Origin of the sequence: Pseudoflavonifractor sp. MSJ-30 (assembly GCF_018918045.1) — a bacterium.
Taxonomy (GTDB): Bacteria; Bacillota; Clostridia; order Oscillospirales; family Oscillospiraceae; genus Faecousia.
Window position 1 is genome coordinate 77,876 of sequence record NZ_JAHLPU010000048.1, and the last position, 26,490, is coordinate 104,365.

Genomic DNA, 26,490 nt, shown 5'->3' on the forward strand with positions numbered 1-26,490 from the left:
CTCCCTTGTTCAGAATCCTACTGTTCGGTTATTTTACCAAATGCAGCCCGTAAAATCAAGTACCCGGTTCTACAAATCGTTCAACTATTCGCTGTGATTGACATTGCCCCCCCTCTTGCGTATAATAAGGGTATACTTTTGTCCAGGAGGCGCTTATGGGCCTATCTTTCTCAGCGATTCCTTTTCGCGCAAAAAGCAGCTTTCCCAAATGGCTTTGGTACGCCGCCATGTTTGCGCTGGTCATCCCTGTCTATCTGGGGCACTTTCCCCCGGCGTTCGTCGCCTCCATCCGTTATGGCATTTACGCCTTTTCCGCCTGCGCCTACGCACTGCTGGCGCTGAAAATCTATTTCTGTGACGGGCACACGGTCCGGGAGCTTTTGGGCATTACCGGTATTCTGTTTCTCATTGCAATCGGCACCATAGTCAGCAGGAACCGCTGTTTTTTGAGCTGTTTTCTGCTGGTGTTCAGCGCAAAGGACATTGATTTTGGAAAGCTCTGCCGGATCTGCTTCGGTTTTTTCCTCTTCACACTGCTGCTGAACTTTCTGCTTGTCGCCGTGGGCGTTCTTGAGGATACGGTTTTTACCCGCTGGGAAGTCATTAACCATGGAGCGGCCCGCCACAGCCTCGGCTTCGGCCACCCCAACAACTTTGGCTTCTGGACGCTCCTTGTGATCTTCTCCGGACTGCTGAGCTATGCAAAAACCGGCCACCGGATGCTGCCCGGCGTGGTCGCCATCGGGTGTTCTCTTTGCTTCTTCCAGGTGTCGGACTCCAAGGCTGCTCTGCTGGCCAGCTGCGCGGCAGCAGTCCTGTGCATTCTCTTTTATTGGATTGGTCCCTGGCTGTCCTCCAAAAAATGGGGCGTTCCCCTCTTTCTGGGGCTGTTCACTCTGGGCATCGCCGCATTTTTGATTCTCACGCTGCTTTACCGGGAGGAAAACAGCTTTTTCTCCCTGTGCAACAGGCTGTTCTCCGACCGGCTGGCCTATTCCCACGCCGGATTCCGGGACTTCGGCCCCAGCCTCTTTGGTGCCCGGGTCAATTTCCGCTGGGACCCGGTGGACAGTCTCTATGCCTATGCCCCTATCTGCATGGGTGTGATTCCAAGCCTTTTATTCTTCGGTTTGAATCTGGCAGCTTTGTACCGTGCGTCTAAAGCCGGACGCTGGGACATTGTCGCCGTTGCCTTTGCGGGACTGCTCTACAGCACCATGGAATATGGCCTGATGAACCCGGTCCATCTTCCGCTTTACGCCCTGACCACACGGCTGGACGCGGGAAGCAGTCAAAAACCGTCGGTTTGACAGTAGTGTACAGAAATGTGCTTCCGTTTTTTGGCGGTTTTTTGCTGGATTCTCTATTGAAAAGACGGACAGGATAATGCTATAATAGCAGTGAGCTTTGTCCGGCTCCCGGACGAGAAAATAGAAAAGATTAAGCGAGGTAAATCATTGATGATTACGTACGGAGAGAACATCAAGATTTTCTGCGGCAATTCCAATCCGGAATTCGCCAAGAACATCTGCAAGGATCTGGGGGTAGACCTCGGTAAGGCAGAGGTGAAGACCTTTGCCGACGGTGAGGCTTCCGTCAGCCTGCTGGAGACCGTTCGCGGTGCGGACGTTTTCCTGGTTCAGTCCACCTGTAAGCCCGTCAACGACCATCTGATGGAGCTGCTGGTCATGTGCGACGCCTGCCGCCGCGCTTCTGCCGGCAGAATCACCGCTGTCATCCCCTACTTCGGCTATGCCCGTCAGGACCGCAAGGCCAAGAGCCGCGATCCCATCTCCGCGAAGCTGGTTGCCAACATGATCACCGCCGCCGGTGCCGACCGGGTGCTGACCATGGACCTGCATGCTTCCCAGATTCAGGGCTTCTTCGACATTCCTCTGGATCATCTGCTGGGCAACCCCACCTTCGTTGACTACTACCTCGCAAAGTTCCCCGAAGAGAAATACAACCATGATGAGTTTGTCGTCGTCTCCCCCGATGTCGGCTCCGTGGGCCGTGCCCGTGCTTTTGCCGGCAAGGTGCACATGGGTCTGGCCATTGTAGACAAGCGCCGTCAGAAGGCGAATGTCTGCGAGGTCATGAATGTCATCGGCGACGTCCGCGGAAAGACCTGCATTCTATTCGACGACATGGTAGATACCGCCGGCTCCCTGTGCAATGCCGCCAGGGCTCTGACCGAGATCGGTGGTGCCAAGGAGGTCTACGCCTGCGCTACCCACGGCGTGTTGTCCGGCCCTGCCTATGACCGCATTGAGGAAAGCCCCATCAAGGAAATGGTATTCCTGAACACCATTCCCCAGACCGGCAACACAACGAGCGGCAAGATTAAGTTCCTGGATGTTTCCCATGTGTTCGCCCGTGCCATTGAGCATGTTCACGGCGGCACCTCTATCGCGGATCTGTTCTGATGTCCTCCGAAAACACATGGCTCATAGTGGGACTGGGCAATCCAGGCCCCGAATATGCCAAAACCCGGCACAACATCGGCTTTCGCTGTCTGGATATCGTAGCGGATAAATTGGGCTGCGCCATCGATAAAGGCAAGTTTCAAGGACTCTACGGAGTGACCTCTTATCACGGCAATAAAATCTATCTGCTGAAACCATTGACCTATATGAACCTGTCCGGCCGGTCCGTTTTACAGCTCAGTGCCTATTTCCAGATTCCGCCGGAACGAATCATCGTTCTGTTTGATGACATTTCTCTGGAACCGGGCCGTATGCGGGTCCGGGGCAATGGCTCCGCAGGCGGGCACAACGGTATCAAGTCCATTATCCAGGAGTTGGGCAGTCAGGACTTCCCCCGGGTCAAGATCGGTGTCGGAGCCAAACCCAACCCGGATTTCGATTTGGCCGCCTGGGTGCTCTCCCCCTTCACCGCATCCGAAGAGAAGGCCCTGGCCGTCTCTCTGGAAAATGGTGCCAGAGCGGTTCTGACCATTTTGGAGGAAGGCGTTTCCCAGGCCGCCAACGCCTACAACGGCAGCCATCCCTAAACAACAGATTTTCCTCCAGGGTACTCCCCTGGAGGAAAATGTCATTCGCACGGAGAGGGAAATAAATCCCTTTCCGCTTTGCCGCGTTCAGCTTTTTCCCAATTATGAGGTGAACCATGGAACAACCACTGCTTTTTCTTCTGAAAACCATTCCGGAATACGCTTCTCTGGTAGAAGGCGTTAATGCCGGGCAAAACGCCGCCGTTACCGGCGTTGGTCAGATCAACCGAAGTCATATGATTGCCGGACTGCGCAGAGACGCAGGCCGGCCTATTGTGGTGCTCTGCCAGGATGATATGGCAGCCCGCCGGACTCAGGAGGAACTCAGCTGCTTTTTGGGTGAGACCGCGCCTATTCTCCCCGGCCGGGACCTGACTTTCTATGATGCCGCCGTGGTCTCCCGAAGCTGGGAGCAGAAACGGCTGCGTCAGCTGTATGATCTGGCCGCCGGAAAAACGCCCATCCAGATCATGACCTGGGAATCCATGAGCCTGCGCACCCTTCCGCCCCATGTTCTGAACAATGCCAGCTTCACTTTGGAAACTGGGAAAGAATACGCCCTGGACGATTTGACCGCCCGGTTGGTGGCCGCGGGCTACAGCCGCTGCGGTATGGTAGAGGGCGTGGGCCAGTTCGCTGTCCGGGGCGGCATTGTGGATATCTATTCTCCCGGCGAAGACAAGCCCGTCCGTCTGGAGTTCTTTGGCGACGAGCTGGACACCATGGGGCATTTCGACATTGACACCCAGCGGCGCAGCGAAAATCTGACCTCCACGCTTATCCTGCCAACCCGGGAGTCTCTGGCGGGCATGCACCCCAAGGGACAGCAGGGGCTGATTAAGGATCTGAACAATCTGCTCTCCCGGCAGAAGCGGCGCAAGAATCTGAATACAGCCCTGATCGACACCCTGACCAAAGACATTGAAAAGCTGGAAAATGATCTGCACACCCTGACGGCGGACCGCTATATGGCCCTGATCTACCCGGAAATGGCCACAGCGGCGGATTACGCCCCCAGGGACGCCCTCTGGGTCCTCTGTGACCATACCAATCTGCAGCGTACCGCCAGGACCCGCACCGAGGAAATGGGGCTTCAGCTGGACAGTCTCCTGCAGACCGGGCTGGTTGCCGGAGAGCTGTGCGATTATGTTGCCCAGTGGGAGGACTTCACCGCCGGACTGCGGGGCCGTACAACCGTCTATTTTGACGCCTTTGGCGGCAGTGCCTATCCGGAGGACGCCGCTCCTTCCCTGCTGCTGCCGGTGACCGCCAAGCAGCTGCCCAGCTACGGCGGCAACCTGGACGCCGCCGTCAGCGATATGACCCACTACCAGAAAATGGAATTCGGCACACTGGTGCTCTGCGGCACCCGGCACCGGGCGGAGCTGATGCAGCAGATGCTGCGGGAAAAAAACCTCTCCGCTTTCCTTGCGATTCCCCTGAACACCCTGCCGAAATCCGGCCAGATTCTGCTGACAGACGGTACCCTGCCCTACGGCATGGAGTACCCCTTAAGCAAGCTCGCCGTGCTGACGGAAGGACAGCTCATTGCCAAAACGGAACCCAAGCGCCGGACATCGGCCAGGAAGACGGCGACAAACCGGCAGAAGCTGAATTCCTTTACGGATCTTACCCCCGGCGATCTGGTGGTCCACGAAAACTACGGCATTGGCCGCTTCGTGGCCATGGAGCAGATCAAAATCGATAACGCCGTCAAGGACTATATCAAAATCGCCTACCAGGGCTCGGACACCCTGTTCGTCCCCGCCACGCAACTGGATCTGGTCAGCAAATATATCGGCGGCGGCGGAGAAAACACCGCGGTCAAGCTGAACAAAATCGGCTCCGATGCCTGGCAGAAAACAAAAGCCAAAGCCCGAAAGGCCGCCAAGGATATGGCCGGGGAACTCATTCAGCTCTACGCCGCCCGGAAGCGGCAGTCCGGCTATGCCTTTTCCGCCGACGCTCCCTGGCAGCGGGAATTTGAAGAAAACTTTCCCTATCCCGAAACAGACGATCAGCTGCGCTGCATTGCTGACATCAAGAAGGATATGGAGTCCCCCATTCCCATGGACCGGCTGCTCTGCGGCGACGTTGGCTTCGGCAAGACCGAAGTCGCTCTGCGGGCTGTCATGAAGGCCGTCATGGACGGCAAGCAGGTGGCCATTCTGGTGCCCACCACAGTGCTTGCCCAGCAGCACTACCAGACCGCCGTCTCCCGTTTCCGGGGCTTTCCGGTGACCATTGACGTGCTCAGCCGGTTCCGCACGCCCAAACAGCAGCAGCGGACCCTTCAGGAGCTGCGCAGCGGCAATATTGACCTGATTATCGGCACCCACAAGCTGCTGCAGAAGAGCGTTCAGTTCAAGGATCTTGGACTGCTGATTGTTGACGAGGAGCAGCGCTTCGGAGTGACCCATAAAGAACGGCTAAAGGAGCTTTCCAAGGGCGTGGATGTATTGACCCTGTCCGCGACGCCCATTCCCAGAACACTGAACATGGCGCTCTCCGGCATCCGGGATATGTCCACCATTGAGGAGCCTCCGGCAGACCGTTACCCCGTGCAGACCTATGTCATGGAATATTCAACCGCCATCATTGACGACGCGATCCGTCGGGAGACTGAGCGGGGCGGCCAGGTATTCTATCTTCACAACCGGACGGAGACCATCGACCAGTGCGCCAGCGCCCTGCAAAAGCGGATCCCCGGCCTGACCGTAGGCGTTGCCCACGGTCAGATGAGCGAAGACGCCTTGGGCGAGGTCATGACCGCCATGGCCGAAGGCGATATCCAGGTGCTGGTATGCACCACCATCATTGAGACCGGACTGGATATTCCCAACGCCAATACGCTGATCATCGAGAACGCGGACCGCTTCGGCCTGAGCCAGCTGCACCAGCTCCGGGGCCGGGTGGGCCGGTCCACCCGGCATGCCTACGCGTACTTCACCTACCGCCCGGACAAAAATCTGACGGAAGTGGCGGAAAAGCGGCTCTCTGCCATCCGGGACTTTGCGGAATTCGGCTCCGGCTTCAAGATTGCCATGCGGGACCTGGAGATCCGTGGCGCGGGCAATCTTCTGGGCGCCGAGCAGTCCGGCCACATGATGAGCGTGGGCTACGATATGTATCTGAAGCTGCTGGACGAAGCGGTTCTGGAAGAAAAGGGTGAGGCACCCAAGCAGCCGGAATGCACCGCCGACCTGACAGTTACCGCCAACGTGGACAAGGGTTATGTGTCCCGGGGCGAGGAGCGGATGGACCTGTACCGCCGGATGGCTGCCATCCGCAGCCAGGAGGACGCGGACGACCTGCTGGACGAAATCGTAGACCGCTACGGAGAACCGCCCAAGGGCGTGCTGAACCTCATCGACATTGCCCTGCTCCGGGCCCAGGCCATGAAGCTGGGCATCAAGGACATCAAGCAGAAGGCAGGCGACATCCTCTTCGTCATGACCAGCCTGAATTTCGACGCCGTGGGCAGCCTCTGCTCCGATCCGGACTACAAAGCCCGGGTGGTCTTCCTGGCAAACTCCAAAGAGCCTACCCTGCGGCTGAAGCTGGTCACCGGCCCTGACAGCCTGAAACAAGCCAAGGCATTTGTTGCCAAATATCAGAGCTATTGTAGTAATTAAGAAAATATTAGGTTGTGTCTTCCCGGAAACCATGCTATAATTATGGTGATTATGGTAACCAAAGGAACCCATAGGAGGATTTTCCATGGAGAAAAACAACAATATTCTGGAAGAGGATGACGATGCCTTTCTGGAATCCATAAACGCGCTGCTGGGAGATGCGCCGGTGGAGCAGGAGGATGCGGCTTTCTCTCCGCCGGCCCCCCTGAAGCGGCAGCAAGCGCCGCTTCCCATCCGGCCCCAAAAAAGGGCATTCAAATTGTCTAAACATGCCGCGGCCATTGCGAGTGTCCTGGCTGGTATCGCGGCGGTATGCGCGCTGGCCGTACCTGCCATACTGCGGGCCATGGATCCCTATGACGGGAAAATTGCCCCCGGCGTAACGGTAGGCACGGTAGACCTGAGCGGACTGAGCAGGAGCGAAGCAAAAAAGGCCCTGACGGACTGCTACAGCAATTCCGAGGATTCTATGGTGGTGTCGTTCCCAGATGTTTCCTCCATTCTGGACGGCACCGGGGAGGCGGATTCCTTTTTAACCCTGACCCTTTCCTCCGACGAGACCGGAGCCAAGCTGGACGCTGGCGAAGCGGTACGGGAAGCCTACGCCGTAGGCCGAAAGAGTGATATCGCAGTGAACCGTCTGCCGCTGCTTCCCTACCTGCATCTGGATCAAACCGCCCTGCGCACGGCAGCGGAAACCTACGCCCAGACATTGAAGGCCCTGTCCCGGGGAGACAGCTATTCGATTCAGGATACAGCCCCGGATGTAAGTCCGGAAAAATGGAACGAAAACACGCCCTGCCAGAGCATTCTTCTAAACCGGGGCTGCCCAACCATTGAAATCGACACGGAGCACCTGTTCCAGCAGCTGCTGTCCGCTTACGAATCCCAGACCTTTGCGCTGGACTATGACGGTGACGTAACCGTTACCCAGCCGGATGCCGTGGATCTTGAAGGACTCTGGCAGCAGACCCGTCTGGCAGCTGTAGAGCCCAGCGTGGATCTGGCTACCTATCAGGTGATTCCCGGGCAGCATGGCTACGAATTTGACCTGGACGAAGCAAAAACCCAGTGGGCCGATGTATCCTACGGCGGAGAGTTGACCTTGCGGCTCCACTACACCGCCCCGCAAACCGCTGACGAGGACGCCTATTTTCAGGATGTACTGGGGCATTGTGAGACACCGCACAACGACAATGAAAATCGGAATGCCAATCTGCGCAAAGCCTGTGAGCTGCTGGACGGCACCATTCTGCAGCCCGGCCAGGAGCTTTCCTACAATCAGGCCCTGGGCGAACGGACAAAAGAAAAGGGCTGGCTCCCCGCTCCCGCCTATTCCGGCACCAAGCTAGTGGATTCCCCGGGCGGCGGCATCTGTCAGGTGTCCTCCACCCTGTATTTGGCCAGTGTTTACGCCGAAATGACCATTGTCGATCGCCGGAACCACGGCTACCCCGTCAGCTATATTCCGCTTGGCATGGATGCCACCGTAAGCTGGGGCTTTACGGACCTGAAAATCCGCAACGACTCCCCTCTGCCCGTGAAGATTCACGCAGAGGAATCCGATGGGTATGTCCGGGTGTCCATCCTGGGTACGGAAACACGGGACTATGACATTGAAATGTCCTACACCGTCGGCGGCCGGTATGTCCGGACCTACATGAGCAAGATCGACAAAAAGACCGGCGAGCTGATCTCCAAGGAGCCTTACGCACTGTCCGGATATATTGACGATATCTATTAATCCCATATTTTGAAGGGGGCGGCAGATTTGCCGTCCCCTTTTGATTCTATGCAGCCGCAGTTATGCGGCTGTTTTCTTTAAGATATTTTTAATTTACTGTTTCTTCCTTGACAAGGCGGTCTATTCATGATAGACTTTCAATAAGTCGATAAGCAATAGACCATTTCTACAGAAAGGATGTTTCCTATGGAAGAACGAAAGCTGGGCCCCGTAGAGCTGCGGTTTGCGGAGCTGATCTGGAACAATGCCCCTATTCCCTCCGGGGAGCTGGTGAAGCTCTGCGCCAAGGAGCTGGAATGGAAAAAGTCCACCACCTATACGGTGCTGAAAAAGCTCTGCGCCCAGGGACTGTTCCGGAACACAAACGGCCTTGTCACCGTGGTGCAGACCCGGCAGGATTATCAGGCTTCCCAGAGCCACCAGTTTGTAGCCGATACCTTCTCCGGCTCGCTTCCCGCCTTTTTGGCGGCTTTCGCCCAAGGGCGGCCTCTCTCAAAAAAGGACATTCAGGATATCAGGGCTTTGATCGATCAATTTGAACAGGAGGGGCAGGTATGACAAAGCTATTTCTGTATCTCGCCAACCGGAGCATTACCACCGGCTTTCTGATTCTGGCCGTGATCGGTCTACGCTTTCTGTTCCGGAAGCTGCCCAAAGGCCCCCAGCTGCTGCTCTGGGCCTTGGTGGCCCTGCGGCTGGCGGTTCCCGTCTCTCTGGAAAGCGCCTGGAGCCTGCTTCCCAAAAGCGAGCCTATCTCCGCTCAGGTCATCACGGATACCACCACCGTCCGCCGCTCTTTCACCGGAGCGGCCATAGATACCACGGCCCCAACAGCCGGCACCGTTTCACCGGCGCCCATCATATCGGAGCTCAGCCCAGCCTCCACGCCGGAGATCGTTCCGTCTTCCGCACCAACCGGGCCGGAAAGCTTCTTTGGGGTATGCGCCGCCGTCTGGCTTCTGGGCACTGCCGCAATGCTGGCCTACTGTCTGGTGACATATGGCCGGCTGAAAAAGCGACTCTCTGTCTGTATGCGGCTGGAGGGATGCGTATACATCTGTGACGCGATTCGCTCTCCTTTTGTCCTGGGACTGGTCCATCCCCGCATTTACCTGCCCTCAGACCTGAGCCAAGAGGCCAGAACCTATGTACTGGCCCACGAGCGGGCTCACCTGCGCCATGGAGACGCCTGGTGGAAGCTGCTGGGCTATGCGCTGCTCAGCGTCTATTGGTTCCACCCGCTGGTGTGGGCTGCTTACTACCTCTTCTGCCGGGACCTGGAGATGGCCTGTGACGAGCGAGCCATTAAGGGCATGGACACCGTTCAGAAAAAGAATTACGCCTGCACCCTGCTTTTGTGCGCCGCACCCAAGGGCAGCCTTGCCGTGTGCCCGGTAGCTTTCAGCCAGAACAGCGTAAAGCAGAGAATCGCCAACATCCTGCAACGAAAAACGGCAAAAATCTGGGTACTGGTCATCGCCTGCGCTCTGGCCATTGGGATTCTCTGGTGCTTCGCCACCGACCCAAAGGCTCCGGAGCCAGGACCTTCCCCCGCAGACGATATTATGTTGGACAGCACCACCGCAGCGGAGGCGGTCACTGTGCCGGAAGAGCCGGAGGACCAGGCAGCCTACCAGTTTATGCAGGCCTATCTGGATGCCGCGGCGAAGAATAACTTTGACCACACCGCGGAATATATCTACTTTCCCAATGAGGGCGTTTATGCTATGCAGAAGGCGCATTACAGTCCAGGTGTCCACACCATTGACTCCTGGCGGCGAATCAACCCGAAGCTCTGGGCCTTTGACATTCTGTATGATGGATTTGAGGAGCCTTACCATATGTTCGTAGGCGTGCTGGACGGCGAAAAAAAGGTCATACAGCACGTGGATGACGTCCCGCAGGCGCTGCGGGAAAATCTGGTAGCAAGCGAGTTTGACAGTGACCTCTATATGCACGAATCCTCTGAAATACAGCAGATTCAATACGAGCTGCACGCCTTTCGGGTCCCTTCCAAGGTGGAGTGCTTCCAGATGGAAAACGTCCAGCCAAGCTACGCCCTTGGCAATCAGCCCAGCTTTGCGGATGTGATTTTCTCGACCGATGTGTGGATCATCAATGAAAATTACAGCAGGGCTATGAGGCCGGAGCTCTATACCACCGGCTGTCGGATCACCAGCTACGATGGCCGAAGCGTAGTCATCCGAAAGGACTGCGAAGGCTTCGACCTGTACAATGCTGACGGCACCTGGAGCAAGCAAATTTTGGGGTCCTATCCGGGCTTCTCCGGTTCTGAAATTCTCGCCTATATCCGAAATTGGGCGCTGGAGCAGGAGGCAAACCCCGATTCCGGGCTCTACATCAGCTCCGCACTGGTGCTGGACCAGGAAAGCGGTCAGGTCTTCTACCCCCTAGGAAAGGATTATTCTGTCGAAGCCGGCAAATGGGGGCAGCTGGCTCTGGCCATTGCCGCGGTACAGGCCGTGCCGGACCCAGAGGGAACAATCATAAATGTACCCGTGCCCAGCGAATTTCCCTATAACGGCGGCGCTTTCTACGATGTGTCCGTCTTGAATGGCTTGACCGTACAGGACCATCTCTACCGGATGCTTCTGTGGAACGAGGCAGACTCCACCTACGCCCTGGTTCACGCCATCTGGGGCAGCGAGGAGGCCGCCGTGGCGGCCATGGGGGAAATAGCAAATGATGCTTCTGAGAATCCCCCCTACTTCTGGGATCCCTATGATGGCGGCGTTGTCTCCGCCGGAAGCATCGCCGACCTGGTCACCAAGGCACTGGAGTACCCGCTGCTGAAAAAAATCTGGCAGTCCGGTTCCTACACCATCCCAAGCACAGGGGAAACAGTCTATTCCCGGAACGCCCTTCTGCCGGCCAATCCCATACAGCTATCACATACCAGCCAGGACAGCCGTGTGACGGGGGGCCTCGCCCACTGTACCAGGGGCTATGCCGACATGGCCGTCACCGCCGAATACCGGGGGCGTCAGGTGCTCTGTATCGTCCTGGGCGCCCAACGCATCAGCCACCGGAAAGCCCCGGACAGCTACGACATTGTTGACCGATGGGGCAACTACGAGGAAATGGAGAAGCTCCTGGACAGGACCTTCGAATAACAAATGACCGGCTGCCTGCGGGCAGCCGGTTTGATTTACGCTTTTTCCTCCAGCTCCGGTTCCGGCTTCTTTTCCATCCAGGGTCCTGTACGGTAATAGTACAGGGAAATCACCGCCGCGGCAATCCAGCCCACAGGCCAGGAGGCCCAGATGCCGAGCGAGCCCATAGCCGTCCGGCTGAGAACAGAAGCCAGCACCACCCGCAGGAACAGATCCACAAAGGTCGCCACCATGAATTTCTTCATCAGTCCGGCGCCCCGGAGGATGCCATCGGCAATCAGCTTGGCGGAGATCACCATATAGAAGGGAGAGACAATGCGCAGGAAGGTAAGCCCCGTTTTGGCGGCAGTATCGGATCCCTCATCCAGGAACAGCCGCAGCACATACTTGCCGCCCAGAAAATAAATCAGAACCAGAGGAATTGCAAAGGTCCAGATCATTTTCAGGCCGGCTTTGAAACCCTGACGCACCCGGGGCAGCTTTTCCGCACCGATGTTCTGGGCGGTGTAATTGGAAACGCCATTGCCGATGGTGGTAAAACAGGTCAGTGCCAGACTGTTCAGCTTGATGGCGGCGGAATAGCCTGCCATGACCGCGGGGCCGAAGCCGTTAATCAGGCCCTGAATAATGATATTGCCCACGGAGATGAAGCTCTGCTGCAAAATACTGGGAACAGCAATGATCACAATCCGCCCAAGCAGCTGCTTGTTAAACAAGGGTGCCTTCTCCCCCGCGCACACTTTTTCCAGCCGCCGGACCACTACAACGACCGCCAGCAGGCAGCTGACCCCCTGGCACAGGAAGGTAGCCCATGCCACACCGGCCACACCCATCCGGAATGCCTTGACAAACAGGATGTCCATGGCGATATTGGACAGGGACGATACCGCCAGAAACCAGAAAGGCGTTTTGGAATCACCCATGGCGGAGAAGATGCCGGTGGAAATATTATAGAAGAAGACAAAGGGCAGGCCGTAGACATAGATATCCAGATACAGCTTGGAATCCGCCAGAACCTCCTCCGGAGTTCGGATCAGCCGCAGGAGGCCATTGCAGCAGGTCACGCCCAAAACCATCAGCGTGCCGCACACCAGCGCGCTGAAGATAGCGGCAGTATATACGGCGGTCTTCACGCCCTTATAATCCTTGGCCCCAAACAGCTGGGACACGATGACGGAGCAGCCCATATTGCAGCCAAAGGCGAAGGCAAGGAAAATCAGGGTGATCTCATAGCTGTTGCCAACGGCAGCCAGCGCATTCTCGCCGATGAATTTTCCGGCCACCAGACTGTCCGCAATGTTATAAAGCTGCTGGAAGATGATGCTGCCAAGCAAAGGGATGCAGAACTGCCGCAGCACCTTATCCGGCGCGCCGACGGTAAGATCCTTATTCATTTCAAAACACTCCTCATGGATTTCTCACAAAAATTCATTCCATATTTTAGCATATTCTAACAAAAAATCAACCGTTTTCTAAATTTCCGGCGTTTTCCATATCTCCGCTGTCTTCTTTCCATCCGGAATTCTTGGGAGAACCGTCGCCTTTGCCGGTTTCCCCGAAGATATGCTTTGTCAAGGGGAAAGGTTGTGGATTTTCCGGGGCGTTTTCTGTGAAAATCGCCTATTGTGCCGTTCCCGGCCCTGTGCTATAATCCGTCACAGTGTGTTTTTATGGGAGGTTTGAAAAAGATGGCAGCACCTGTATTACAGTCCGCGCCCCTGCCCCTGTATCAGCTGGAAGCGGATGTCTTCTCGAAAATTCCCGGTATGGCCCAGCTCCGCACCGCCCGGGAGGATCCCAGGCTTCGGGCCAAATACCCGGACGCCGCCTTTGCCCTGATGACCGCGGAAAATCTCTTTACCGGCGACCCGGAGCAATGCGCCATCCACCAGGAGGCCTATTTTTCCATTTTACAGGGTGAAAGCATGAAAAACGTCCGTTTCCGCTATGAAAAGGAAATGGACGCCTATGTAAAAGAACATATGTGGGATTATTGAGCACGGGGCCGCTGCCAAATGCAGCGGCCCCTGATTTTCATTGCAGCAGCTTCCACTGCTGGGGCTTGGGCAACCCCTCAGTGGTGTAGTCCTCCCGAGGGGGGCGGACGGCGTGGAGCTTTGGGATGCCTGTGCTGTCCAGGTAGATCACCTCGTAGGGTTCACTGTTCGAGGAATACATGCATTCCACCTTCCACATCCGCGTCCCCTCATCGTAGGAGACCGTAAACATGTTAAAGCCCTTCTCCGCGACTTCCTTCTGTGCCAGCTTCAGGATGGTGTCCCGATCCGGCGACGCCTGGGGCTGTGTGCCCGCAAAGCCCTGGGTCCGCATTTCATAGCCCATAGCCTCTATGGCCTCCAGCTCCTCAGCATAGGAGAAGGCGGGCAGGGCCCGGATATCCACAGAGGCGATGGCTTCGGCAATCTGTTCCGGAGTCTCGTCCATGACCTCGATGGCAGTCGTCTGCTGCTCGGAAATATAGTCTATTTTCCGGATCTCTCCCGCGGCGTCATATTGAACACGCAGCTCTGCACCTTCGCGCACACCGCCCCAGAATTCAAAGGGGCCCTTCCGGAAGATCACCGTATCTCCGTCTGCTGCCGCCTGCTCTGTCCTGTAAAGGAAGGATTCCGTGACTGACAGTGCCAGCTTCACGCAGTCTGACGCGTCGTAATATACGGCTTCCATTTCTGCCGGGGGGCCGTCCATTTCCTCGCTGCCCCAAATCAGGCTGTAGAGCTGCCCGTTCCATTCCAACTCCGCCCGATCCCATTGGAACTGATGCAGGCCATGAATGTAGCTGCACCTTCTCGCAAGGAAGTTTCCGTTGTCCCACCATATGTCTTTGGTCAGATCCTGGTCATCCATTACATAATAGCTCTCGCTGCGGATATGGAAGGTCTGTCTGGCCTTCAGCCGCGCCAGCGCATTTTCAAAGTCATCCATATATCCCTGAATGTCATTGCTGAAGACGATGAACTTGGCGTAGGCCCCCATGGTGTTTTCCGGGTGCTCCGGGGTGTTCAGCATCATACCCACCCGATAGATGCCGGCCTCCAGCTGACCGTACATCCGGACCGGATCCACCGTCCAGCTGGTATTCTCCCCGGCAGGGAGCGACTGCCGGGAGACCTGCCAAGGCGCTCCGGACAGGGTCTGTATTTCCTGAAACGCTTCCCCGTCCCACTTCTCAAGCCAGTATTCCTCCCCTGCTTCCAGGGCCTTTTCCGTGTTCTCACCGTAGGTGTCCTCCGCTATCTTGGCCGACCAGGGATTTGCCGTGATATTCAGATTTCCATCATCCTTCAACTCCGCCGACAGCTCTACAACCACACCAAAGACATCCCAGTTCTTGGATGCGACTCCGATATACTTCATATCCTGATATTCCTGCAGTGCTTTCTGCTGCTCCGGAGTCCAGTTCAGATTTCTGGCAATGGCGGCGTAGGCCGTAGCACCCAGGCAGGCCACCAAAGCGGCGATCAGCAGAAAACGGATCGTTTTTCTGCCGCGCCCGCTTTTCTGTCTGGCCATCGTTCCTTCTGCCTCCTGAATCCAGGCATCCGGCAGGGTATTCAGCATGGAAAACAGATCAACCGACTTCATAAAGGCCCTCCTTTTTCAAAACGGCCCCCAGCTTTTTCCGGGACCTGTACAGACTGGACTTGACCGCGGACTGGCTCAGGCCCGTTTCCGCGGCAATTTCCCCCAGGGATTCCGCATACCAGTAGCGTTTCAGAAATACGATCCGCTCCTGAGTTGGCAGTCCGCCGCAGAAGTCCCGTAGCCGCGCTTCCAGCTCTTTCCGCTCCATCTCCTGGGTCACGTCCCAGGAAGAGGGCGTGCAGGCTTCCAGCTCCTCCAGCGCCACAGCCACAGTACCGCCGCCGCGCTTGACCGCGCTCTGCTTCCGCCAACGGCTGACAGAAATATTCCTCGTGATCTTGCCCAGAAAAACGGACAGAATCTGTGGCCGCACCGGCGGCATCCGGTTCCATGCGCTCATGTATGTATCGCTGACGCACTCCTCGGAATCGTCCGGGTTCTCCAAAATCCGGTTGGCAATGGTGAAGCAGTATTTTCCGTACTTTTTATCTGTCTGTACAATGGCCTCCTCGGACCGATCCCAATAGAGATCAATAATGGCCTGATCGTCCATGTGCATCCCTCCTTGTTTCTTTTGGGCCCTTCACCTATACAGTCGCAGAAAACACCCGGATGGTTTTTCCTTAGTATAACAAATTTTGAAAAAGACGCAAGAAAAATGGGGCCATTAAAAAGTCGTCGTCACTGGTTTGCAATGACACGCCTTCTTAACGGCCCCATTAGCGTCAACTAACAAGAAAATGCACAAACGGTAAAATCGCCTGTGATATGGATTTGTGAATTTCGCGGGTGTCCATCAGCGGAAAGCGGTCGATTCCAGCAGCTTTCCGTCCGGATTCCAGCAGCCAGAGAAACGGGCCGGAGCAGACCGTCAACGGAATTGTGCGGATTTGCATTTTTGTAGGCCCGCTGTTGGTGTAAAGCGGATCAGAAATACGCAAAGCAGTTCACAAAGAGAACATCTGTCATTTCCGATTGCAGCGGAGTGTGACACGGTACTGGCCGCCGGGAGTACAGGTGAACAGGGTCAGGTCCCAGTCGCCCTCTGTCATTTGCGAAACAGCGTAGGGTTCCAATATCTCCAACTCGGAGACCACATAATCAAAAACATTGCCGTCCGTGTCCGTAAAGCGAATACTATCGCCCTGAGACAGCTCCCGCAGGCGGCCGAAATGACTGGCGTAGTTGTGGGCAGCGATCACCAGATCATCGGTGTAGGCGGAGCCTGTATACCGGCAGGGAGCTACGCGCAGACCGGGATAGTCCCAAGAGCTGATGACCGGCAGCTCCCGGCCCAGGTCAGGGATGGAGAGAACACCGATATACTCCCGGTCATCTATCCGCACAGGTACTTCTGAAAGTCCCCCTCCGCCGTGAAGGTTCCCTGAGCATCCACGCTTGCCACATAGTAAATGGAAAAGGGAAAGCCCGCAATGGGTACGCCATTGTCCAGAAAATCCACCGTCAGGGCGCAGTCCCGCCCCGTGTCAATGGTCTCCGCGCCAGCTGCCAGAGGCAGCAGCCCCAGAGACAGGATCACGCACAGAAGGAGCGCAAGGAAACGTCTAGTCTTTATCTTTCTCTCTCCTTTTCCCGCTGCCGGAGAGCAGCAGAATCACAAGAATCAGGAAAATCGGCGCGGCCACAACTGGGGCCACCAGCAAAGGCTCTACCTGCACCGCGTCCGAGACCACCCGGATGGTTTTCACCTCCGGAGCGTTGTCCGTCCGCCGCCCGCAGACCAGAAGGCGGTGGGTATTGATGCCGTAGGGGGTGCATGTGACCAGCGTACACAGGTCCTCCCCCTCCCGAATGGTCAGTTCCTCCGTCTCGGTCGGCTCCACAATGAGGACCTTTGTGACCTCATAGGTCAGCACCTCGTCCAGGATGCGGATAACGAAGGTATCCCCCACTACCAGCTTGTCCAGATTGGTGAACAGTTTGGCGCTGGGCAGCCCTCTGTGGCCGGAAAGCACGCAATGGGTGCTCTCCCCGCCTACCGTCAGGCTGGTCCAGTCCAGATGGCCCACGGCGACCTGAAGCACCGCTTCATCGGTGCCATGGTAAATGGGCAGGGACAGGTCGATATTCGGAATTTCGATATAGCCCATAATGCCCGTGCCTTCCAGATTCAGAAGCCTTTCATACTGTGCCTTTTGTTCGGCAGGCAATACGTAAGGATTGTCCCGGCCGGACAGGCTTTGATTATAGGCCCTTGCTGCCGAGAGCAGTTCGGAACACTGCCCGTTATCCAGGCTGCTTACCTGCTGGGCATAGGAGGTCACCGCCGCCGAGACGTGCAGCGTATTCCAGTAGTCGCTGACCGTGGGATACAGCAGCAAGGGCACGCCCCTATTCTATGGGAATCAAGAGCGGGGTTCTCTCCGTCTTTTGACCGCAAAGAGCGTCAGACTTGCCGCAATGAGCAGGATACCCAGCGCAGTGAAGCCCGCCGTGCCGCTGCCGCCGGTGCGGGGCAGCTCGGCATAATTCAGACGATTGGTAACCGTCACTTTCCCCACAGGGGCCTGCGCCGTAACGGTAATTTCCGTCCTGTCGTAGAACCCCACAAAGGGTACGCCGCCCACCGTCCCCGGCTGGCCGTGCGGGATGGTTTTTCCCTGGTCATTCAGCTCGAAGACATAATAGGTTCCGAACGCCACATCCGTGAATCTGGCGGAAGCCGTCAGCTGGCCGTAGGCATAGGTGACATAGGTCTCCTGAATCAGTTTGGTACCCTCTTCATCCGCAAACAGGCCAAATCGATAGGTTCCGTTGTGGGGTTTCTCAAGTTTACTGCCATCGGCATTTTGGAATACCTTGGTGACCTCGATCTCGCCCTTGTGGTTGAAGGCCGTGTAGGTATACTGGGGCGTTGCGTAGTGGATAGTCACGCCCAACGTCTTCTCAGCCGAATAATCCGGATAGCTGTTATCCTCCTGCTGTTTCGCAATCAGAACATAGTGGGGTGCATCGTCCAGCACATAGCCTACGGGGGCTTGTGTCTCCCGGATCTGATACACTGTATTGTACTCCAGAATCTGATCCGATGCTGTACCAAAGGTCAGACTACCGTCATCAGCGGTCGTTCCGGTGTAGACTTTTTCCGTTTCTACCAGCTTGCCATCTTTCAGTTCCATCTCCGTCAGCTTAAATGTCGCACCGGCCAGTTTCTGCTGGTTATTGTACTGATCCACCTTGGAAATGAGGATCTGGGGTGTCGGTGCTGCTCCGGCTGTACCGCCGGCCTGATATTGGAAACTGTTGTCTTTCACAGAGCCTCCAGTGGTGGTGGCGTAGCCTTCCCAGTGGGCATTGTTCTCCACGGTAACGGTCTGTCCCGGCGCTGCGTTGACAGCGGTGGTGTAGGAAATGGTCAGTGGCTGATTATCCGGCAGGATGATTTTCAGGGTCTGCTTTCCGTCCTTTTTTTCCACAGAGGAACTCCAGGAACCTGCTGGCAATGGCTGATCTGTGTTGCTGTTCTTCACCGTGATGGAGGAAATGTCAATGGTCAGATTGTCTCCCAGCTCATCCACCAGGGTGATTTTCTCCGCTCCGGGCATCAGGTCAATGCCCTCCTGGTTGAGCTGAATCGTAAAGGGATAGTTGCCGCCGGTAACCTCGGCCGTATTGCCCTTTCCCTTCTTCATCTGGGGCACAGACAGGGTCACGCCGCTGGCTGCGGTGTCGATCACATCACCAGTGGAATTGTACAGTGTGACCGTGTTGTTAAAGGTCTTTTCCTGTCCACCCAGCAGAACATCTTTATCCGTCAGCTTGCAGACGATTTGCAGCTCCACGGCGTAATCATCTGCGTCGCCGCCGCCGGGGAACAGATTTGTGACCTTCATAATGGCTTTTTGACCATTTACATAGTAGAAGTTGGTGAGGGATCCGGTATTATTTCCTGTAGAGGTGTTGTCGTTTTGGATCCAGTCCGCTCCCAGGTCGTCGATTTTGGCCATTGTGGACTTGGGCATTTCACTCGTAATCTTTTTCCCATACCAATACATCCGAATGTAGGCGATTTCCATTCCCTCAGGGATTTGCTCCTCCACCCGGTAGGTTCCATCCAGTGTACCGGCATAGTTCAGGTGGATCAGCCAGCCCACATATTTTCCCGGGACTGGCAGCAGAGATGCATCATATCTTGCTCTGTTTGTTCCGTTGATATATTTGATGTTCTGGCCATCGCTTGTAATCACATCTGCCAGTTCCTTGAAAATGGTTGCCTTGCCATAAAGGGTCTGCTGTGCCGGGCCGTGGTCAACCCAGTTTCCTTCTGCGGAGGAGGTTTGCAGCCCGTTTTTGTAGGTCAACACATCCCGGGGCTTCTCGGGCAACGCATCCGGCTCTGTTTTCACCAGGACATACAGCGATTTACCATCCAATTGCACGGCATCCTTAAACGTGACCGTCAGGGGCTGACCATCTTCGCGATTGGAAGTATAGTTATCAGATTGTACCTCTGTCAGCTGGCTTTGCAGAGCATCCAGTGTCTTGTAGTCCGACAGAGTCAGGCCAGTTGCACCTGTATACACGCCGATCAGAGAATCCTCATGGATGTGATTGCCTGTGATGCCCGTTCCGGCGGCAGGGGTATCCTTGAGGGCAAAGCCCGCAGGCAAGGACTTGCCATCCACCCGGATTGCCCAGTAGAGGGTGCCCCTCTTATAATCCCCAGCACCCTTGGGCGGCTCATAGAACAGGGCATGCTTCTGAGCAGCAAAGCTGTTATCGCCGGAAACAGTCACCTGGGCACTGGCCTTGATCCTTGCAAGGGTATAAGTATTTCCGCCATACCCCACTGTGCCGCTGAGTTCAAACTCATTGGTTACCAGCACCGTACCGGTAGCATTTGGCTTTGCATAATAGGTCAGGCGGTAGGCGTGATTCTGGTTGGGCGAACAGGTTTTGGGGGTAATTGCAAATTGTGTCTTACCATCAATTTTGACCCAGAAGGTTTCGGCAGGGTCTTTGTCTGCAAAATAACCCAGTGCCGCCTGATCTTCAAGACTGGAAGCAGGCGCTTCTTGATCAATATGGAACGCATCCACCTTCACATAGCCCACAAAGGTCATGTAGCTGCTGAGGGTATCCCTCAGCTGGGCAGAGGACAAATCCCAATCCCCGGCCTCATTGACCAGTACCTGATACTGATAGCTTCCCTCCGGTGCAATGAAGTTTTGGGTGTTATCCGTGGTCGTTCCATCGGAGTCATAGACACTTCCGCCTGTCATATCCACCGTGACGTCTTCTGTCTGCGCCTGTCCCACCACTTTCCGGGACCATGCCTTGCGGGTGATTTGTCTTTCGACAAACCATTTCTGTCCCGGCATCAAAACCGCCTGGTTGTTTTCATCAACCCAATAGATTTGTACACGGTTCTTGACGATTTCTGTATTGTTGCCCGCCACCGTAAAGAACCCCGGCTCGATCACAACGGTGTACACCAGTGTTCTGCTTTCATTGGGTTTCAGCGCCCCTACATGGTATTCAAAGGCACCGTTCGGCTTGTTACTGTCATTTCTCGATTCATTGAATGTCAGGTGTCCGGAAGGCTCCGCGGTATATACTGTGGTTAAGTTATTCTGATTTGCGCTGCCGTCTCCACCCTGGTACAGCTTAAAGCTGCCTTCTTTATAATACATGTACTTCCGAAGCTCCGGTTTTGTGCACACGCCATCGTGAAGCACCGAATCGTCCAGGGAGTCTTTGATTACAACGTCTCTCAAGGTATAGCTGCTGTCTTTTGCCGTCACCCAGACATAATAGGTAAGTTCCAGATTACCTTCCTTTGTCTCGTTGATGCTGCCCAGAATTCCCTTGACCAGCGTTGCCTTGGTTTCCGGCGTAAAGGTTGCCGTTGCAGAATTCCGGTCATAGGTTTTGGAGAAAACCGTGGCAGTGTTCTGAATGTTATCCTTAGGCTTGCCGCCGGTATAGCCCTCCTTCAGCAAAACACGATAAGTAAGGGTCTTTTTTTGACTGGCCGTCATATCACCGATCGTCCAGGTCATGGTTTTGTTCTCGTTGTCTATAACGACCGTCTCGGTATTTCCCTCCAGCCGAACATACCCATCGACCCAATCCTTCCCCGTTCCAAAGGCATCGGTAACCGTCACCTCGGGGCAGCCGTCCGGTCCGGCGGTGACTGTCAGGGTGTATTCCAGGTAGTCCCTTCCATCCTCTCCCCGAATAACTTTCTTTGCCACTGTCTTTTCGATCTGCACTTCGCCGTATTGGGCGATCAGATCCCCGTCGAAGTTGACTTTGATGGAAACATTGCCGATTTGAATCGTTGCATTGCCGTCATCCGGGATCTTTGACAGATTCGCCTTGCCCTGGACATAGAAATCGCCGCCGATGACGGAGTTATTTGTCTGCTGACCCTTTAACCATTCTGTCTGGAAGGTAATGGTCGCAGTTTGGCCGGATACCGTGATGGTGCCGATTTCCTTGTTGTACGCATCCTGGATGGCGCCGTCAGCCTTTGCATCCCGGAAGACATCCGGCAGGGTGTAGGTCATTTTTCCACCCGCTGCCAGCAAATCAGCAATGGGCACACCTTCATACTTCACCGTCAGCTTGAACTCGGCGTTGCCGGGAATCTGATGTGCTGTTGATGCATCCTTCCAAGTGTCATTCTCACTTAACCGGTATTCCAGCTTGGTTCCATTTTCCACAATATGGGGAGCTACATTCACAGGCTCAGCCGTACCCATTTCGCCCTCTGCCGGGTCATCTGCCCCGGTCAGGGCCACAGCCATGACCCTGCGGGGGCCTTGGGCGGCGTAGGCGGTGCCCATCACCGGCAGGCCGCTGGGAACGCCCTCCGGGGCAGTCTCATCGGCAGCTTCCGTTTCTTCCGTGGCCTCGGTTTCCTCCGTGGCTTCCGTTTCCTCCGTGGCCTCGGTTTCCTCCGTGGCTTCCGTTTCTTCCGTGGCCTCGGTTTTCTCCGTGGATTCCGTTTCCTCCGTGGCCTCGGTTCCTTCCGTGGCTTCCGGCGGGGTGCAGTCCGGGCCGTGGGCGTGTTCTTCCATGCCGCAGGTCAGTTCCCACTGGCCATAGCACCGGGCCGTATGCACATGGGTTTCATCGGTGCAGGTCAGTGTTTGGGTGTCCACCGGGACTTCTTCCGTGCGGAAGCATTCCTCCCCATGCTGGTGCCGCAGAATCTGGAGCTTGCCGCAGACCAGACCGCCGTTTGCGTCATAGCAGGCATGGGTATGGCGGTGGAGCGTGATCTCCCGCACCCCACAAACAAGAACAGGCTCCGCGCTCTCCGCCTGGCCGCAGGTCAGCTTCTGCTCCCAGGCATAGCATTCGTCCGTATGGACGTGGTCGCTCTCGATGCCGCAGGTCAGCTCCCGGGTCGTCTCATAACAGCTTTCACTGTGGGTATGCTCCGGAGTTTCCGATTCCCCGCAGACGAGATTTTCCGTCTCTGTCCAGCAGTCCTCTGTATGGGCATGAAGCGTACATGTAAGCGCTCCCCGTTCCTGAGTGTAGCAGCAGGAATCATCATGGGTATGCCCCGGTGTATAGCAGGCATCCGTATGGGTGTGGGCGTCTATTTCCGGCAGCGTACACCACAGCTTCCCGCTTTCATCATAGCAGGCGCTGTCATGCCGATGCACCAGAAAATCCGCGTAGCCGCACCGGAGTTCCCCGGCCGCGTCATAGCAGGAGGCCGTATGGGTGTGGACCTCCGCGGCGCAGTGGGGAACCGTCTCCGTAACGGAAAGGATCTGGGTATAGCAGGAATCATCATGGGTATGCTCCGGGAGCTGGCACTCTTTTTCCAGAGTGACCGCCGGGAGGGCCAGCGCATAGACGGTACCCAGCGCCACTGCCAGACCCAGCACCGCCACGACCTTATGCCATCGTTTTTGTGAGCGCCGTTTTTGGATCCATTTGTCCTCTTCGGGCAAAATCGAGCGTTTCATCTCTGTACCCCCCTATTCCAACACGCCAAAGCTTTTGAAAGGCCAGACCCGGAAGACGATTTTTCCGATAATCTGTTCCTGAGAAATACAGCCGATCTCCGTATGCCGGGAATCCACCGAAGTGGAACGGTGATCGCCCATGCAGAAATACCGATTCTCCGGCACCTGATAGGGCAGCTCGATATTGGCGTCTCCGAAGGATTTCTCCGTCAAATAGGGTTCCCGCAGGAGCCTTCCGTCCACATAGACGTTTCCCTCCGCATCTATATCCACCGTCTCTCCCGGACCGGCTATCACACGCTTTACAAGAATCTTGTTTCCGACATAAAAGGCTACAAGATCTCCCTGCTTTAATTCCGTCCCCTTGATGGAGACTACAATATCCCGCTCGTTCAGAGTCGGGGACATGGAACCGCCATAGATCTGCAGCACCGGCATCCAGATCGTTGCGACCAGCACCGCGGCGGCAGCCACGACCAGCAGCGCATAAAGCGTACTGCGCAGCGCCCGGCCATAACGGGAACGGTAGCGGAGCCGCTTCCGCTCCGATTCCAGCTGTTCCAAAGTCGGAATTTCAGGTGAAGTGTCTCTTTTTTTCATTTCTAAACTCCACAGAAGTTGCTTCATTGCAGGATCTCTTGTGCAGTATATCACAAATACATCGAAAAATCAACATTTCCACAAAAAGATATGAAAATTTCTGTCATTTTTGCACATAAGCTACATATTTCAGCAATGCTTCCATTTCAGCCTTTCACACAGCCGCAGAACATTTTTCGCGCCGCGCTGCAGCTCTCCAAGGGTGATGCCATTGGGGCTTTCGAAGGACTTTGCAAGAGAATCGTCGCTTTCAAAGCACCCGAATTCCCTGCCGCCGGGCATCAGCACATCCACCTGGGCACGGACCCGGTAGGCATTGTTGGAGACGTCCGGAAAATCCGGGTCCACTGCCGGCTGCATCCACCAATCGGTGATCACAAGGCCGTCATAGCCCCACTCCCCCCGGAGAATGTTGGTGACCAGATCATAGTGATAGTGGGCCCATACCCCGTTGACCTTATTGTAAGAGGTCATCAGGGTCAATGGCTTTGCCCGGGCAACGCACAGCTCGAAGCCCCGGAGGTAGATCTCCCGCAGTGCCCGTTCGGAGACCCGGGAATCCGTCTGATTCCGCATCCACTCCTGATTGTTGCAGGCAAAATGTTTGGGGCAGGCGCTGCGGCCGGGGTTTGATTGAATGCCCCGAACCATGGCCGCTGCCATGACGCCGGAAACATAGGGATCTTCCGAAAAGTACTCAAAATTTCTGCCGCACAGAGGATCCCTGTGGATATTCAGGCCGGGGCCCAGAAGGATATCCGATCCCCTTTCCGCCATTTCCCTGCCGAACCGTACTCCCAGCTTTTCCACCAGCGCCGGGTTCCAGGAGCTGGCCAGTGCCGTACCGCAGGGCAGCAGAGAGGCGTAGCAGGCCAGACGGATGCCGGAGGGGCCGTCGGTTGTGGTGATGGTTGGAATGCCCTTCTCCCGCAAAGAGGCCGTTGTGCCGCCCAGCACTCCGGCATTGCCCGCGGGACCGAGCGGACTGTCCATCAGGCCCTCGCCGCGGGTGATGGCATCCAGCTCCCGGATATCCAGCTGGGCCACAAAGTCATCCAGAGAGGCACCGCCATTGCGGACATCGGCAAACCCAATGCCCCGGTCCCCTGTAAAGGGCGTTTCCTCCGGCAAATGGGCAAGGATATCCGCTTTCCGGCTGGTTTCCCGCCTGGGCACAGGTTCGTAAACGGGCACCAGGCCGGAAGCCGTTTCCTGAGGCTTCATCCGCAGAAATTCTGCCGTGGGAGCCGCCTGCGCGGTCAGCTGCTTTGTAAGCCGGAGCGCATCCAGCCTCCAGGCACCCGCCTGCCTTGCCCTGCGGACATCACCGCCGACATACAGTACATATTCTCCCGGCTCCAGCACATAGGCGCTTTTGTGCCCGGTGACGCCGGAATCGTCAAAGGAGGCAAAGTCCGCCGGGTTCAGTCTGAATTCCAGCGTTTCCGTCTCTCCGGGAGAAAGCAGTTTCGTCTTTCCGAACGCCGCCAGATTCCGCAGAGGCTTGCCCAGCTTCCCCTGAGGCGGAGCGGCATAGACCTGCACGACCTCCTTTCCCGGGAGGGTTCCGGTATTTGTGACCGCCGTGCGGAGAACGCATTCACCGTCCTCTAACGCATAACAGGTTTTCAGCGCAAAGGTCGTATAGCTTAGGCCAAAGCCGAAGGGATAAAGGACCCGGTCCCTTGCGAAGGTCTCAAAATAGCGGTAGCCAACATAGATATCTTCCTGATACACGTTATAGTCCGCCGCGCCGAAATTGCCGGAGGCGGGATAATCCTCATAGCAACGGGCTACCGTATCCGTCAGCCTGCCGCTGGGGTTCACATCGCCATAGAGCACGTCCGCCAGAGCATTGCCGGACTCCATACCGCCCTGAAAGGCATAGAGGATAGCCCCGATTTTGGGGTCGTCTGTCCAGGACATATCCAATATGCTCCCGGCATCGATAACCACCGCCGTTTTGGAAAACACGGTACTCACCTGGTCCAAAAGGTCCTTTTCGGCATCCGTCAGATAGAAATAGCCGGGCTTTGCCTGATTATCCATGCTTTCCCCCATGGCCCGGCCCAGAAAAACCACAGCGGTTTCGCTGGTTTGGGCCGCGGACTCGATCTGTTTCCGGGAAAGCGGCATCTCCTCCAGACTGGCGGGCCACTGGGCCCACTCCGCCGCGGGAGGCACATGGGTCTGGCTCCAGGCGGCATAGGTCTGAGCCAGAGCTTCATGGAATCGAACACCCTTCTCCCGGAATGCGTCCATCGGACTGACCCGATAAGGGGGATTCACATCTCCGCCGGAGCCGTAGCCCACATAGAACCAATCGTTCTGAACCCGGCCGAAAAAGGCTGTCTCCTCCTCCTTTTTCAGAGGCAAAACCCCCTCATTTTTCAGAAGCACAATTCCCTCCGCCGCGGCCTGCCGGCACAGGGCGGACATCTCCGGGTCCCGCGCCGCGGAACCGATTGCCGTTCTTCCGGTCTTCTGCGCCAGAGAATCCGGGGTCAATGTCTCCATTTTTTTCTGATCCATGGGGCACCTCCAAATTTGTGTCTTTTATAGCAAGTATATGCTTTTGGGGATTCTCTGTCAAGTTAAGTTGGCACTTGGGGAATAAGTCACCCCCGTAGCCGTGGGAGAAGAAGTGACACAGGTACTTATCTCCAGATTTCGTTGAACCGCGGCTAGCAAGCCCGGTAAGCTACGCAAGTACAAGCCCCGTTGGTTTTGAGGCCGGAAAGGATTCTTAAGGGAGGGCGGCTTTCTGGCAGCGCCTCCCTTAAGCCGCATTCTTGCGGAGCTTCTT

Annotated in this window: 17 protein-coding genes; 8 read left to right on the forward strand and 9 right to left on the reverse strand. The window is 56.1% G+C overall.

Features of this window, described 5'->3' with window-relative positions; all coding sequences use genetic code 11:
* The first annotated feature begins 155 nt into the window (after positions 1–155).
* From KQI10_RS07285 to KQI10_RS07315, 7 genes are all read left to right on the forward strand, one after another.
* Positions 156–1,310: a hypothetical protein gene (locus KQI10_RS07285; RefSeq protein WP_216566746.1), complete on the forward strand. Its 1,155-nt coding sequence runs from the start codon at positions 156–158 to the stop codon at positions 1,308–1,310.
* Between the two features lie 150 nt (positions 1,311–1,460).
* Positions 1,461–2,426, forward strand: a complete 966-nt coding sequence (locus KQI10_RS07290) for a ribose-phosphate pyrophosphokinase (protein WP_216566747.1) — start codon at positions 1,461–1,463, stop codon at positions 2,424–2,426.
* On the forward strand, positions 2,426–3,013 hold the full coding sequence (gene pth, locus KQI10_RS07295) for an aminoacyl-tRNA hydrolase (RefSeq protein WP_216566748.1): 588 nt from the start codon (positions 2,426–2,428) through the stop codon (positions 3,011–3,013). Before KQI10_RS07290 ends, pth begins: the two co-directional genes overlap by 1 nt.
* A gap of 116 nt (positions 3,014–3,129) precedes the next feature.
* Positions 3,130–6,648, forward strand: a complete 3,519-nt coding sequence (gene mfd / locus KQI10_RS07300; protein ID WP_216566749.1) for a transcription-repair coupling factor — start codon at positions 3,130–3,132, stop codon at positions 6,646–6,648.
* A gap of 85 nt (positions 6,649–6,733) precedes the next feature.
* Entirely contained in the window at positions 6,734–8,392 is a 1,659-nt protein-coding gene (locus KQI10_RS07305) for a VanW family protein (RefSeq protein WP_216566750.1), read from the forward strand.
* Positions 8,393–8,578: 186 nt separating this feature from the next.
* The gene (locus KQI10_RS07310; protein ID WP_216566751.1) at positions 8,579–8,950 is read left to right on the forward strand and encodes a BlaI/MecI/CopY family transcriptional regulator; all 372 of its coding nucleotides are present in this window, start codon (positions 8,579–8,581) and stop codon (positions 8,948–8,950) included.
* A complete protein-coding gene (locus KQI10_RS07315) occupies positions 8,947–11,526 on the forward strand; it encodes a M56 family metallopeptidase (protein WP_216566752.1) in 2,580 nt (859 codons plus the stop codon). The genes KQI10_RS07310 and KQI10_RS07315 overlap by 4 nt, the downstream gene beginning before the upstream one ends.
* Positions 11,527–11,561: 35 nt before the next feature.
* Here KQI10_RS07315 and KQI10_RS07320 read toward each other — a convergent pair whose 3' ends face one another.
* Positions 11,562–12,920 (reverse strand): MATE family efflux transporter, encoded by a 1,359-nt coding sequence (locus KQI10_RS07320; protein WP_216566753.1) that lies wholly within the window; start codon positions 12,918–12,920, stop codon positions 11,562–11,564.
* 294 nt (positions 12,921–13,214) lie between these two features.
* Between KQI10_RS07320 and KQI10_RS07325 the strand changes: the two genes are divergently transcribed.
* On the forward strand, positions 13,215–13,523 hold the full coding sequence (locus KQI10_RS07325) for a hypothetical protein (RefSeq protein ID WP_216566754.1): 309 nt from the start codon (positions 13,215–13,217) through the stop codon (positions 13,521–13,523).
* 37 nt (positions 13,524–13,560) lie between these two features.
* Here the strand turns inward: KQI10_RS07325 and KQI10_RS07330 are convergent, their stop codons facing one another.
* The 8 genes from KQI10_RS07330 to KQI10_RS07365 form a co-directional block, all read right to left on the reverse strand.
* Entirely contained in the window at positions 13,561–15,132 is a 1,572-nt protein-coding gene (locus KQI10_RS07330; protein ID WP_216566755.1) for an immunoglobulin-like domain-containing protein, read from the reverse strand.
* Positions 15,119–15,685 carry an RNA polymerase sigma factor gene (locus KQI10_RS07335; RefSeq protein ID WP_216566756.1) on the reverse strand — a complete coding sequence of 189 codons (567 nt, stop codon included), beginning with the start codon at positions 15,683–15,685 and terminating at the stop codon, positions 15,119–15,121. The genes KQI10_RS07330 and KQI10_RS07335 overlap by 14 nt, the downstream gene beginning before the upstream one ends.
* A 412-nt stretch (positions 15,686–16,097) precedes the next feature.
* Positions 16,098–16,478: a sortase gene (locus KQI10_RS07340; protein WP_216566757.1), complete on the reverse strand. Its 381-nt coding sequence runs from the start codon at positions 16,476–16,478 to the stop codon at positions 16,098–16,100.
* Entirely contained in the window at positions 16,469–16,672 is a 204-nt protein-coding gene (locus KQI10_RS07345) for a hypothetical protein (RefSeq protein WP_216566758.1), read from the reverse strand. The genes KQI10_RS07340 and KQI10_RS07345 overlap by 10 nt, the downstream gene beginning before the upstream one ends.
* Positions 16,673–16,697: 25 nt before the next feature.
* On the reverse strand, positions 16,698–17,480 hold the full coding sequence (locus KQI10_RS07350; RefSeq protein ID WP_216566759.1) for a class C sortase: 783 nt from the start codon (positions 17,478–17,480) through the stop codon (positions 16,698–16,700).
* Positions 17,481–17,498: 18 nt separating this feature from the next.
* Entirely contained in the window at positions 17,499–23,084 is a 5,586-nt protein-coding gene (locus tag KQI10_RS07355; RefSeq protein ID WP_216566760.1) for a SpaA isopeptide-forming pilin-related protein, read from the reverse strand.
* A gap of 12 nt (positions 23,085–23,096) precedes the next feature.
* Positions 23,097–23,684: a signal peptidase I gene (gene lepB, locus KQI10_RS07360; protein WP_216566761.1), complete on the reverse strand. Its 588-nt coding sequence runs from the start codon at positions 23,682–23,684 to the stop codon at positions 23,097–23,099.
* Positions 23,685–23,813: 129 nt separating this feature from the next.
* Positions 23,814–26,216: a glycoside hydrolase family 3 C-terminal domain-containing protein gene (locus KQI10_RS07365; RefSeq protein WP_216566762.1), complete on the reverse strand. Its 2,403-nt coding sequence runs from the start codon at positions 26,214–26,216 to the stop codon at positions 23,814–23,816.
* Positions 26,217–26,490: the final 274 nt, after the last annotated feature.